This is a genomic window from Streptomyces sp. NPDC088817 (genome assembly GCF_044750345.1).
Taxonomy (GTDB): Bacteria; Actinomycetota; Actinomycetes; order Streptomycetales; family Streptomycetaceae; genus Streptomyces.
This window is the reverse complement of record NZ_JBIVJN010000020.1, coordinates 117,325-129,335: the sequence shown is the minus strand read 5'-3', so window position 1 is coordinate 129,335 and position 12,011 is coordinate 117,325. Positions and strand designations below refer to the sequence as shown.

The window sequence follows — 12,011 nt, the reverse complement described above, 5'->3', positions numbered from 1 at the left end:
CGAACGCCCCTTGGTGCTTGGTGCTTGGTGCCACGCGCGCGGCGGGACGGGGAAGGTCCTCGTGAGAAGGCCTCGTCGGACGCCCCGCCGCCGTAACGGCCTACTGTCCGGCGTACTTGCCGCTGACCGCGTCGTACACGCCCTTGGCCTCCGGGCCCAGTCGCGGACCCGCCAGCCAGCCGGCCGTCACGGGACCGATCGAGGTGTTGGAGATCAGGGCGGGCTTGCCGTCCGAGCCGGCCGCGACCCAGCCGCCGCCGGAGGAGCCGCCGGTCATGGTGCAGCCGATGCGGTACATCGTCGGGTCCGAGGCGTTCAGCGACAGCCGGCCCGGCTTGTCCTGGCACTGGTACAGCCGCTGCCCGTCGTACGGGGGCGCGGCCGGGTAGCCGGTCGCGGTCAGGCTCCGCGCCTTGGGCACGGCCGGGGCTGCGAAGTCCACGGGGAGCGCCGCGCCGACGGTCTCCTCCAGCGACCGGCCGCCGGCGCCCTGCTCGGGCGTCACATGGATGACCGCGAAGTCGTAGGCGGCGCCCTGCCCTCCGGTCGGACCGCCCTGCGCGATCCACTGCTCCGAGGTCTTGGCCCAGTCCCCCCACCACACGCCGTACGGGGCGACCTCGTCCTTGGCGGCGTTCTGCAGCTCGGCGGTGCCGCGGCCCGCGTCGTTGTACGAGGGCACGAAGGCGATGTTGCGGTACCAGCCGCCCTTCTTCCCGGCGTGCACGCAGTGGCCGGCCGTCCACACGAGGTTGGACCTGCCCGGGTGGGCCGGGTCCTGAACGACCGTCGCCGAGCAGACCATCGTGCCCTCGGGGGAGTCGAAGAACACCTTCCCCGCCGTCGCCGCGTTCGCGTGGTACGTCGGCGAGACCGCGCGCGCCGTCACCGGGGCCGGAGTCGGGTCGGTGACACCCTGGTCGCCCGAGAGATCGTTGTCGACGCCCTTGTCGGGGTCCTTGGCGCGGCGCATCCGGTCGGGGTCCCACAGGTCCTTGATGATCGGGTTGACGTAGTCCTTCGCCTCACGGAGCCAGTCGTCCTGGTTCCAGTCCTTCCAGGCGCCGTTCTTCCACTTGTCGATGTCGATCCCGTGTTCCTTGAGCTTCTTCCTGATGTCGTCCGGGATCTTGATCTTTCCGTCGCCGGTACCGACCGTGTCGCCGACGGTCGCGACGGCGGAGGGCCGCCCGTCTGTCTCACCGTCGCCCGAGTCGCAGCCCGTGGCGAGGAGCGCGAGCCCCGAGGCCAGGGCAACCGCGGTCAGCGCGGGGGAGGTTGTGCGACGGGCGCCCCCTCCTCGACGCGCGGTGAAGAACGGGCGTATGGGTCGCATGCTCTGACTCCCCCTGCTGAGAACGGACTTGCACCTTGCCGCCGCATACCCGCCGTGAACCCGGGGCCGGTTCACCCCGGTCCCGCGACGTGCGCGAACGGCACCACACACTATGCGCTCGGCGTGGGGGCCCGCCGACGGAACGGCAACGGTTTCGCTACGGGCAGTGGTTCCGCCGCGGGCGGTTCTCCGGTCCGGCCGTTCGCCCGGTCCTGGTTGCTCAGCGCGCGCGTGCGGGGTGCGCCACGGCACCGTCGCCACCGCAGAGGCGGCTCAGCGTCCCGACCGCGTCCCGCAGGCCGACACAGCGCAGGAAGTCCCTGCAGGCCCGCGGCTCCCAGCCCGGACCGGCGGGCAGGAGGGCAGGCCGCCCGCGCGCCCCCGCCGCACCCCACTCCAGAGCCGCGACCTGCCGGGCCAGTGGCACCGACGCGGTGGAGCGGGCCTGCGACCACAGGACCACGGCGGTCGGACCGGTACGCCGTACGCAGGCCAGCAGCGCCTCCACCGGCACCGCGGCGCCCAGCATCCGGGTCGGCACCCCGCGCTCGTCCAGCGCCGCGTTCAGCGCCTCCAGAGGGAGGGAATGCTGCTCACCGGGCGCGCAGGCCAGCACCACCGGCGGAACGTCCACCCGGACCGCGGCGCGGGGCAGCAGCAGCGGCATGCTGCGCAGGGTGGTCGACACCTGCCAGGACAGCAGGTGCTCCACCTCCACGTACCGCTCGCCGGAAGACTCCCACTTGCGGCCCACCGCGCGCAGGGTCGGCACCATCACCTCCTCCCACGCCACCGTCAGCCCGTACCTCCGGACCGCGTCCAGCAGCCGGCTCTCCAGCTTCGGCGCGTCCAGGCGCACCGCGGCGCGGGCCAGGCCCCGGCACTCCTGCCGCACGTCGCCCAGCGGCAGCCCGCTGCCCGCGCCCCCTCGGCGGGGCGGCTCCCCCGTCCCGGACGACGGCGCACGCCGGGCGGAGGGCATGGCGGGGGACGGTTCGGCCTGCCCGTCCGGGCCGCCGTGCCTGAGGCGGCTCACCCGGGCGGCCTCGGCCGGTGGCGCGCCCGCCGACGTCAGCCGGCACATCTCCTCCACCATCGCGATGTCCCGGGGACTCCAGCGGCGGTGCCGTCCGCCCTCCCGCTCGGCGGGCCCCAGCCCGTAGCGGCGGTCCCAGGAGCGCAGGGTGGTCGGGGAGACGCCCAGGCGGCGGGCCAGAGCTCCCGTGGTCAGCCCCGCCACGGGGGGTGTCTCGTCGCTCATGCCCTCGGTCCTCGTGCCCGCTCCGCCGGCTTCGCCCGCGATCCGGTTCCCATTGTCCGACGTCCCGTGCGAGTGCGCCGCGAATCGGTCACATCCCGTCCGGGACCAGGGCGCCGACGGGCAACGATCCATGACGTCACGGATCTTGAGAGCGCACCCGTAACCGTGTGCACCGTCCGGGGTTGTAGCGGTGAGGGTCCTGATCTCCGCGTCCGGGACCCCCGCGCCACGGGCGGCGATTCGCCCCGGCGCTGCGAGAGGCCGGTGCCCTGCGTCAGTGGCAGGCCGACGCCCTGGTACAGCGGGAGGACAAGGAGCCGTGACCGTGACGGAGTCTGCGCCCGGAGGCTGCGCGTCCGCGGGGCCGCACGCCTCGTTCGAGGGGATCCTGCGGCGGCAGTCGGCGTGCGAGTCGGCGGCGCGCACCTATGCGCGGGCCCTGCCGATCGTGCCCGTACGCGCACGCGGGCTCATCATCGAGGGCGCGGACGGCCGCCGCTACCTGGACTGCCTCTCCGGCGCGGGCACCCTTGCCCTCGGCCACAACCACCCCGTCGTCCTGGCGGCCGTCCGCGAGGTCCTCGACTCCGGGGCGCCCCTGCACGCCCTCGATCTCGCCACACCCGTCAAGGACGCCTTCGTCACCGAGCTGTTCCGGACTCTGCCGCCGGGACTCGCCGGGCGGGCACGCGTGCAGTTCTGCGGCCCGGCCGGCACGGACGCGGTGGAGGCCGCCTTCAAACTCGTGCGGGCCGCCACCGGCCGCACCGGGATGCTGGCCTTCGCCGGCGCCTACCACGGGATGACCGAGGGGGCGCTCGCCGCCTCGGGTCACGCCACCGACGTACGGGTCGCGCGCCTGCCCTACCCGCAGGACTACCGTTGCCCCTTCGGCGTCGGCGGCGCCCGCGGGGCCGAACTCGCCGCCCGCTGGACCGAGTCGGTCCTGGACGACCCGAAGTCGGGCGTACCGCTGCCCGCCGGGATGATCCTCGAACCCGTCCAGGGCGAGGGCGGGGTGATTCCCGCCCCGGACGACTGGATGCGGCGCATGCGCCGGATCACCGAGGACCGGTCGGTCCCGCTGATCGCCGACGAGATCCAGACGGGGGTGGGCCGCACGGGCACCTTCTGGGCGGTGGAGCACAGCGGTGTGACACCGGACGTGATGGTGCTGTCCAAGGCCATCGGCGGCAGCCTTCCGCTGGCCGTCGTGGTCTACCGCGACGACCTCGACGTCTGGGAACCCGGCGCCCACGCGGGAACGTTCCGCGGCAACCAGCTCGCCATGGCCGCCGGCGCGGCCACCCTGGCCCATGTCCGCGAGAACCGCCTCGCCGAACACGCCGCGTCCCTCGGCTTCCACATGCTGACCCAACTCCGCGAACTGGCCGCCCACTTCACGTGCATCGGCGAGGTGCGCGGCCGGGGGCTGATGATCGGTGTCGAACTGGTGGATCCGGAGGGGGACTTCGAGGACGACTTCGAGAGGGACAGCGGGGGTGGGGCGATGGTTGGGGCGCAGCGCTCAGCGGGGGGCGATGACTGGGGCCTCGGCGTGGGTGGCTGTGTCGATGGCAGTCCGGGCCCGGCGTCACCCCGGGGCCGAGATCCTCGTCCCGCCGCACCCGAACTTGCCGCCGCCGTGCAACGGGAGTGCCTGCGGCGGGGCCTGATCGTCGAACTCGGCGGCCGTCACGCAAGCGTCGTACGACTCCTTCCCCCGCTGACGATCACCGAGGAGCAGGCGGCCGCGGTGCTCGGCCGCCTGGCCGAAGCGGTCGAGGCGGCGGCCCGCAGCCACACCGGGCGAGACGGTTGGAAGCGCGGGAACTCTTGGAGGCAGCCGCGACTCACCGGCCGCTCGGAAGGCGCGGGGTAGCTCCCTCCGGCCGTCGTCGTCGGCCGGTGCCCCGGGATGAGCAGGTCCGAGCCGACAGTGGCCGACCTCGGCCCGAACCACTGGCGGCGGAGCCGGAGGAGCCGCTCGCCGGACGCCGAATGCCCGACGCCCTCGTCCGAAGCCCGCCCTGCCGAACCCCTGACCCCACGGGCCCGACGAGCCCGCCGAAGGCGAACCCCCCTCCACCAGCCGCCCCACCGGCACATCCCGAAACACCCAGATCCTCACCCTCTCCCGAGCCCACCGCTCGATCCGTATCGCCCCCGCCGCCCTGACCGCCCCCCCCACGGTCGCCCCACCGGCCCGTCACCGGCTGGACGCGTCGACCCGGACGTCACCCTGAGGAGCCGTCTTGAACCTCACCCCCATCCCCCACGGCCGCTCCCGCACCCCTGGCCCGGCCGAGACGGTCCCCCGTCAGCCGACCAGGACATCGGCCGCTCCACGGCCCGACGGCACGCCCACCGACCTCCTCGAACACCCCGACCCGCACACCGCCGCCCAGGCCGCGACCGTGGAGAGCCTCCTGCGCTGCTGGGTGCGCGAGACCGGCGCCGCCGCCCCCAGCTACGGAACCCTCCGCATCCCCCTCCGGGCCGGCGGGACGGCCCTGCTCGTGCCGGTCCACCACTGGTCCCCGACGGGCTGGCACCGCTTCGGCCTTCCGTACCTGGCCGACGCCCCGGAGGACGCCCCGCCGGCCGACGCCGTCACGGTCGCCACCCTGCTCGCGCGGGAAGCACGCACCAGGAGCCGCGTCCCCGGGCCCTCCCGGGAGCCCGCGACCGTCGACCCGTCACCGAAGCGGACTCCGGCCGAGCCCTGCGACACCGCCGCACTCGACCTCGTCGCCCGTGTCGCCGACTCCGTTCGAGGCACCACCCTGTTCCTGCGTGACCGCCGGCACCGTCCCACCGACGGAACCGACCGCTTCCTCTCCGCCGAGCAGGCCCTCCTGCTCGGGCATCCGCTGCACCCGACCCCGAAGAGCCGCGAGGGCCTGTCGGAAGCCGAAGTCCGCCACTACTCGCCCGAACTGCGAGGCTCCTTCCCGTTGCACTGGCTGGCGGTCGCCGACTCCGTGCTCGCCAACGACTCGGCCTGGACCGAACGCGGCCGGACGGTACCCGCCGGCCTGCTCGCCGCCCGGCTCGCCGGAGCGGAGCTGCCCCTGCCCGACGGATACACCGCCCTGCCGCTGCACCCGTGGCAGGCGCGGGAGGTACGCCACCGCCCGGGCCCGGCGGCACTGCTCGACGCGGGACTGCTGCGCGACCTCGGCCCCTGTGGACCGCCCTGGCATCCCACCTCCTCCGTACGCACCGTCCACCGCACCGGCGCGGCCGCCATGCTCAAGCTGTCGCTGGGCCTGCGCATCACCAACTCCCGTCGTGAGAACCTCCGCAAGGAACTGCACCGCGGTGTGGAGGTCCACCGGCTGCTGCGCAGCGGCCTCTCCCAGGAGTGGCGCGCGGCGCACCCCGGCTTCGACATCGTCCGCGACCCGGCGTGGCTGGCCGTGGACGACCAGAACGGGACACCGATGCCGGGCCTGGACGTGATGATCCGGCACAACCCGTTCAATGCGGCGGACGACGTCTCCTGCGTCGCGGGACTCGTGGCACCCCGGCCCTACCCCCGGGCCGGCGCCCCCCTCTCCCTGCGGTCCCGCCTGGCCGAGGTCGTCACCGGCCTCGCCGTCCGCACCGGCCGACCGTCGAGAGCCGTCGCCACCGAGTGGTTCCTGCGCTACCTCGAACAGGTGGTCCGTCCCGTGCTGTGGCTGGACGGCGAGGCCGGGGTCGCCCTGGAGGCGCACCAGCAGAACACGCTGCTCCTCCTCGACGACGAAGGCTGGCCCTCGGGCGGCCGCTACCGCGACAACCAGGGCTACTACTTCCGGGTCTCCCGGCACGCGGAGCTCGACGCCCGGCTGCCCGGCATCGGCGAGCACAGCGACACCTTCGTCTCCGACGACGTCACCGACGAACGCTTCGCCTACTACCTCGCCGTCAACAACGTGTTCGGTCTCATCGGCGCCTTCGGCTCCCAGCGGCTCGCCGACGAGCGGCTGCTGCTGGCCGCCTTCCGCCGCTTCCTCGCCGCCGCGGCCTCCGGCCCGGCCCGTACGCGCTCCACCCTGCCGGCCCGTCTGCTCGACTCCCCGGTGCTGCGCTGCAAGGCCAACCTGCTGACCCGGCTGCACGGCCTCGACGAACTCGTCGGCCCGGTCGACACCCAGTCCGTCTACGTCACCATCGCCAACCCCCTGTTCCACTGACCCCGCACTCCGACGTGACTCCGACTCCCGTCGTCCGTCTTCCGTCCTCCGTAGACCCTCCTTCCGAGAGGAGCGCGCCATGCCTCCCACCGACGCCGGCGCCGCCACCGGGCAAGCGCGGGCAACCGCTCCCCACCTCCGCGCGACCGAGGCGGGTACCGACGCAGAGGACACGCTCGAACTGCGCCTGCCGGACGACTTCGCCGCGCGCATCGGGGGGACGGCAGGGACGTGCAACCCGGCCGTGGCCGACCTGCTCGACGGCGTGGGCGACTGGGGCCCCACCCTCACCCCCGCCGGCGCGTTCCAACTGGCTCCCGTCCGGCTGGAGCGGGATCTGCCGCTGATCAGCCGCTGGATGAACGACCCCGCCGTCGCGGAGTTCTGGCAGCTGGCCGGGCCGCAGGACGTGACCGAGATCCATCTGGTCGCGCAACTCGACGGCGACGGCCGCAGTGTCCCCTGTATCGGCCTGCTCGAGGGCACGCCGATGAGCTACTGGGAGATCTACCGGGCCGACCTCGATCCACTGGCCCGGTACTACCCGGCCCGGCCGCACGACACCGGTGTCCATCTCCTGATCGGAGGCGTCGCCGACCGCGGGCGAGGGCTCGGCGGCACCCTGCTCAGAGCCGTGGCCGACCTGGTGCTCGACCGGCGCGTCCCCTGTGCCCGCGTCCTCGCGGAACCCGACCTTCGCAACGCGCCCTCCCTGGCCGCCTTTCTGAGCGCCGGTTTCCGGTTCGCCGCCGAGGTCGACCTGCCCGCCAAGCGGGCCGCCCTCATGATCCGCGACCGGTCCCTGCGCGATCTGCTGTGACGGCCCTCGCCCGATTGTCGGTCCCGAGCCGTAGGGTGGTCGCGCTATGACGAAGCCCTCCCTCCCCGAACTCCTGCATGCCGCCGTCGCCGCCGTCGGCGGTTCGGAGCGCCCCGGCCAGGTGACCATGGCCCAAGCCGTCGCGGACGCGATCGACGACGGCTCGCATCTGCTGGTCCAGGCCGGCACCGGCACCGGAAAGTCCCTCGGCTACCTCGTGCCCGCCCTCGCCCACGGGGAGAGAGTGGTCGTGGCCACCGCCACCCTCGCCCTCCAGCGCCAGCTCGTCGAGCGGGACCTGCCGCGCACGGTCGACTCACTGCACCCGCTGCTGCGCCGCCGCCCGGAATTCGCCATGCTCAAGGGCCGGTCGAACTACCTGTGCCTGCACCGCCTGCGCGAGGGCATGCCGCAGGACGAGGAGGAGGGACTGTTCGACCAGTTCGAGGCCGCCGCGCCCACCAGCAAGCTGGGCCAGGACCTGCTGCGGCTGCGCGACTGGGCCGACGAGACCGAGTCCGGCGACCGCGACGACCTGGCGCCCGGAGTGTCCGACCGGGCCTGGGCGCAGGTGTCGGTCTCGTCGCGGGAGTGCCTGGGCGCCTCCAAGTGTGCCTACGGCGCCGAATGCTTCGCCGAGATGGCCCGTGAGCACGCCAAGCTCGCCGAGGTCGTGGTCACCAACCACGCGCTGCTCGCGATCGACGCCATCGAGGGAGCGCCGGTCCTCCCGCAGCATGAGGTGCTCATCGTCGACGAGGCGCACGAGCTCGTCTCACGGGTCACGGGCGTCGCCACGGGTGAGCTCACCCCTGGCCAGGTCAACCGCGCGGTGCGCCGTGCCGCCAAGCTGGTGAACGAGAAGGCCGCCGACCAGTTGCAGACCGCGGCCGAGGGCTTCGAGCGTCTGATGGAGCTGGCCCTGCCCGGCCGCCTGGAGGAGATCCCCGAGGACCTCGGCTATGTGTTGCTGGCACTGCGGGACGCCTCGCGCAATGTCATCTCCGCCCTGGGCTCGACCCGTGACAGGTCGGTCCAGGACGAGGACGCCGTCCGCAAACAGGCGCTGGCCTCGGTGGAGAACGTGCACGACGTGGCGGAGCGCATCACCGAAGGTTCCGAGTGGGACGTCGTCTGGTACGAGCGCCACGACCGCTTCGGCGCCTCCCTGCGCGTCGCTCCCATGTCCGTCTCGGGCCTGCTGCGGGAGAAGCTCTTCGCGGACCGCTCCGTCGTCCTGACCTCCGCGACCCTCAAGCTCGGCGGCGACTTCAACGGCGTCGGCGCCTCCCTCGGCCTCGCGCCGGAGGGCACCGAGGGCGACGACGTGCCGCAGTGGAAGGGGGTCGACGTCGGCTCGCCCTTCGACTACCGCAAGCAGGGCATCCTGTACATCGCCAAGCACCTGGCGCGTCCCGCGCGGGACGGTGACCGGGGCGACATGCTCGACGAGCTGACGGAGCTGATCCAGGCGGCCGGCGGACGCACGCTCGGCCTGTTCTCCTCCATGCGGGCGGCCCAGCTGGCCGCGGAGGAGCTGCGGGGCCGTATCCCCGAGTTCCCGATCCTGCTCCAGGGCGAGGAGACGCTGGGCGAGCTGATCAAGAACTTCGCGGCGGATCCGAAGACGTGCCTCTTCGGCACGTTGTCGCTCTGGCAGGGCGTGGACGTCCCCGGCCCCGGCTGCCAGCTGGTCGTCATGGACAAGATCCCGTTCCCGCGCCCCGACGATCCGGTGATGAGCGCCCGCCAGAAGGCCGTGGAGGACGCCGGCGGCAACGGCTTCATGGCGGTGGCCGCCACCCACGCGGCGCTCCTCATGGCCCAGGGCGCTGGACGTCTCGTACGGGCCTCGGGGGACCGGGGTGTGGTCGCCGTCCTGGATCCGCGACTGGCGACGGCCAGGTACGGCGGCTACCTGAAGGCGTCGCTGCCCGACTTCTGGCACACCACGGACCGCAACCAGGTCCGCAAGTCGCTGGCGGCCATCAACGCGGTGGCCGAGCAGGAGGGCAAGTGATCGCGGGGGTGGGGGGGGCGGGGCCGGGGGGGGCCCCCCCCCCCCACCCGCGCACGGATTAGGGGGGCGGGCCCGGGGTGCCGGGGCCCCCCCCCACCCACCCGCCCCCCCCCCGGCGCGGCGGGGGGGGGGGGCCCCCCCCGGGGGGGGCGGTGCGGGTGGGCTGGGGGGGGGGGGGGGGCCCCGCGGGGCGCGGCCCCCCCCACCCCCGCGATCCGAGAGCAGGATGACGGGGGCCGAGCAGGGTGACCGGAGCAGCCCCGTACGACAGGCGACGCACAGCACGGAGCCCCGGAACCGGCGCAGGGGTCCCGGGGCCCGATCAAGGGGGCAGGCGGGCGAGCCCGCCCGGCGCGCTGCTCACACGCGCCGAAGGACCGCCACCACCTTGCCGAGGATGGTCGCCTCGTCGCCCGGGATCGGCTCGTACGCCGCGTTGTGCGGGAGGAGCCAGACGTGGCCGTCCTCGCGCTTGAAGCGCTTGACGGTGGCCTCGCCGTCGATCATCGCCGCCACGATGTCGCCGTTCTCGGCGACCTGCTGACGGCGGACGGTGACCCAGTCGCCGTCGCAGATCGCGGCCTCGATCATCGAGTCGCCGACGACCTTCAGGACGAAGAGCTCTCCGTCACCGACCAGCTGCCGGGGGAGGGGGAAGACATCCTCGACCGACTCCTCGGCGAGGATGGGACCACCCGCGGCGATCCGGCCGACCAGAGGGACGTACGAGGCGGCCGGCTTGCCGACCGTGTCCGTCGGCTGCAACGCGGTGGCCTGGTCGGAGCCACGGACCTCGTACGCGCGCGGACGGTGCGGATCACGCCGCAGGAACCCCTTGCGCTCCAGAGCCATCAGCTGGTGTGCGACCGAGGAGGTGCTGGAGAGGCCGACCGCCTGCCCGATCTCCCGCATCGACGGCGGGTAGCCGCGCCGCTGCACGGAGTCCCTGATGACCTCGATCACCCGGCGCTGACGGTCGGTGAGGCCCGAGCTGTCCGCCCGGATGCCCGGAGGTCGGCCCGGCAGGGAACGCTTGTGCCCCTCGGGATTCGTGGCTTCGTTCATCGCATGCACCGGCTCGAGTCGGCCCTGGGAGCGGTCCTGGGCAGTGATGGTGGCACTGTCTGCGGTGGTGGTCACGTCGGCCCCTCTCGATGGTCTCCCTCCGGCACAACGGTAGTTGCTTTCGAAAGGTTGCGCCAAACACACGTTCGAGTGAAAAAACGCCGAGAGCCGGACTTGATCACGTATCTGGGTGTAAGGGCAGTGCGGATGACCGGCAGGCAAAAGGGTTCATTGTTGTACTGTTCACCGCCGGGACGGCGCCCTCGTGAGTGGCTGCCCCAGTCTGCCATCCGGTATGCCGTCAACCGCGTGCCGCCTCCCGTCCGCCCGGGAGTCCCACGCGTCCTCCGTGCGGCGCTCACGGTATCTCCGTAAGCTCCCCGGCGGGCGCGAGTACCACCGGCGTGTTGCCCGCGGCGGCGCCGGTGCGCGCCGCGCGCCCGCGTCCCACGACACGCGCGTATCGCCTGCCCCAATGGAGTCGATCCCCACATGTAGTGGTTGGATGGCTACAGCGGCCCACAGATTGTGTTCCCCCCGGTCTTCGCGCCGCCGTTCATCGCCTATGCTTGTGCCTGCTTCGCGGGGCCCATGGGTCTGGTGAGGTCATTGAGTCTGCTGTGAGGAGGGTTGGAGTCCCATGCACTGCCCCTTCTGCAGGCACCCCGACAGCCGCGTGGTCGACAGCCGTACGACGGACGACGGAACGTCCATCCGCAGGCGCCGCCAGTGCCCTGACTGCTCCCGTCGGTTCACGACGGTGGAGACGTGTTCGCTCATCGTGGTCAAGCGGTCCGGGGTCACCGAGCCCTTCAGCCGGATCAAGGTCATCAACGGTGTGCGCAAGGCCTGCCAGGGGCGGCCCGTCACCGAGGACGCGCTCGCCCAGCTCGGCCAGCGGGTCGAGGAGGCGGTGCGCGCCAGCGGCAGCGCCGAGGTGGCCGCTCACGAGGTGGGGCTCGCCATACTCGGCCCCCTGAAGGAGCTCGACCTCGTCGCCTATCTGCGGTTCGCGTCCGTCTACCGGGCGTTCGACTCGCTGGAGGACTTCGAGTCCGCCATCGCGGAACTCAGAGAAGGAACGGTGCACCCCGCCGCGCAGGACGGCGACGGCGCTTGCGCGGGGTGCCAGGAAGACGGCCGCGGGCGCGGTGGGACGGCTGAGGTCCTCCCGCCCGCAGGCGCCGCCGACTGAACAGCGGGCCGGTCGGGACGGTGCGTCCCGCCCCGGCTCGGCGGCGGTGAGTGAAACCGGTCGTGGGTGGCAGCGAGGGTGCCCGCGACGTCAGACAGAACACCGTGCTCCGGAACATCAGGGGCACTTC

Annotated in this window: 8 protein-coding genes; 5 read left to right on the top strand and 3 right to left on the bottom strand. The window is 73.2% G+C overall.

The window, feature by feature from the left end; all coding sequences use genetic code 11:
• Window positions 1–100: 100 nt before the first annotated feature.
• Window positions 101–1,336, bottom strand: coding sequence for a trypsin-like serine peptidase (locus tag ACIP4X_RS30725; RefSeq protein ID WP_401351478.1), 1,236 nt, complete (start codon window positions 1,334–1,336; stop codon window positions 101–103).
• A 220-nt stretch (window positions 1,337–1,556) separates the two neighbouring features.
• Window positions 1,557–2,597 (bottom strand): MerR family transcriptional regulator, encoded by a 1,041-nt coding sequence (locus ACIP4X_RS30720; protein WP_401351476.1) that lies wholly within the window; start codon window positions 2,595–2,597, stop codon window positions 1,557–1,559.
• 319 nt (window positions 2,598–2,916) lie between these two features.
• On the opposite strand from ACIP4X_RS30720, the gene ACIP4X_RS30715 reads away from it, so the two are divergent.
• The 4 genes from ACIP4X_RS30715 to ACIP4X_RS30700 all read left to right on the top strand — a co-directional run bounded on the left by ACIP4X_RS30715 (window position 2,917) and on the right by ACIP4X_RS30700 (window position 9,621).
• The gene (locus tag ACIP4X_RS30715) at window positions 2,917–4,479 is read left to right on the top strand and encodes a diaminobutyrate--2-oxoglutarate transaminase family protein (RefSeq protein ID WP_401351474.1); all 1,563 of its coding nucleotides are present in this window, start codon (window positions 2,917–2,919) and stop codon (window positions 4,477–4,479) included.
• A 373-nt stretch (window positions 4,480–4,852) separates the two neighbouring features.
• Window positions 4,853–6,781 (top strand): IucA/IucC family protein, encoded by a 1,929-nt coding sequence (locus ACIP4X_RS30710; RefSeq protein ID WP_401351472.1) that lies wholly within the window; start codon window positions 4,853–4,855, stop codon window positions 6,779–6,781.
• A gap of 79 nt (window positions 6,782–6,860) precedes the next feature.
• The gene (locus tag ACIP4X_RS30705; protein WP_358735194.1) at window positions 6,861–7,601 is read left to right on the top strand and encodes a GNAT family N-acetyltransferase; all 741 of its coding nucleotides are present in this window, start codon (window positions 6,861–6,863) and stop codon (window positions 7,599–7,601) included.
• A gap of 46 nt (window positions 7,602–7,647) precedes the next feature.
• Window positions 7,648–9,621 (top strand): ATP-dependent DNA helicase, encoded by a 1,974-nt coding sequence (locus ACIP4X_RS30700; RefSeq protein ID WP_401351470.1) that lies wholly within the window; start codon window positions 7,648–7,650, stop codon window positions 9,619–9,621.
• A gap of 360 nt (window positions 9,622–9,981) precedes the next feature.
• On the opposite strand, the gene lexA is transcribed toward ACIP4X_RS30700, so the two are convergent.
• Entirely contained in the window at window positions 9,982–10,761 is a 780-nt protein-coding gene (gene lexA / locus ACIP4X_RS30695; protein WP_100570721.1) for a transcriptional repressor LexA, read from the bottom strand.
• Between the two features lie 565 nt (window positions 10,762–11,326).
• Between lexA and nrdR the strand changes: the two genes are divergently transcribed.
• Complete coding sequence (gene nrdR / locus ACIP4X_RS30690) at window positions 11,327–11,881, top strand: transcriptional regulator NrdR (protein ID WP_391457372.1); 555 nt, start codon at window positions 11,327–11,329, stop codon at window positions 11,879–11,881.
• Window positions 11,882–12,011: the final 130 nt, after the last annotated feature.

What these genes read in the sequence shown, in the direction of transcription:
- ACIP4X_RS30725 (WP_401351478.1), bottom strand. Translation starts at nt 1,336, where the DNA reads ATGCGACCCATACGCCCGTTCTTCACCGCGCGTCGAGGAGGGGGCGCC.
- ACIP4X_RS30720 (WP_401351476.1), bottom strand. Translation starts at nt 2,597, where the DNA reads ATGAGCGACGAGACACCCCCCGTGGCGGGGCTGACCACGGGAGCTCTG.
- ACIP4X_RS30705 (WP_358735194.1), top strand. Translation starts at nt 6,861, where the DNA reads ATGCCTCCCACCGACGCCGGCGCCGCCACCGGGCAAGCGCGGGCAACC.
- ACIP4X_RS30700 (WP_401351470.1), top strand. Translation starts at nt 7,648, where the DNA reads ATGACGAAGCCCTCCCTCCCCGAACTCCTGCATGCCGCCGTCGCCGCC.
- nrdR (WP_391457372.1), top strand. Translation starts at nt 11,327, where the DNA reads ATGCACTGCCCCTTCTGCAGGCACCCCGACAGCCGCGTGGTCGACAGC.